This window comes from Paraburkholderia sp. SIMBA_054 (genome assembly GCF_046534875.1).
GTDB classification, from domain to species: Bacteria; Pseudomonadota; Gammaproteobacteria; order Burkholderiales; family Burkholderiaceae; genus Paraburkholderia; species Paraburkholderia hospita.
Map to the genome: position 1 here is coordinate 1 of NZ_JAWRXV010001705.1, position 236 is coordinate 236.

General features: G+C 61.0%; 1 pseudogene. It reads left to right on the forward strand.

The features are described 5' to 3' along the window. Positions 1–20: 20 nt before the first annotated feature. Positions 21–236 (forward strand): annotated as a pseudogene (locus SB822_RS60920) (hypothetical protein); the annotation flags it as partial.

Consider the following 236-nt stretch of genomic DNA (forward strand, 5'->3'; position numbering starts at 1 on the left):
GGACCAAATCGGGTGAGTTGATGGTTATGGTCATTCTGGGGGGCGTCGGCACGTTCTTCGGTCCCATCTGGGGGGCGGCCGCGTTCCTGATCCTGCAGACCTATCTCGCCTCCTGGACGGAGCATTGGCAGCTTGCCATGGGGATCATTCTGCTCGTCGTGGTTTTGGGAACCAAGGGCGGCATTGTCGGCGGCTGGCGCGCGCTTTGCCGTTCGTTTCGCAAAGACCGCAAGATG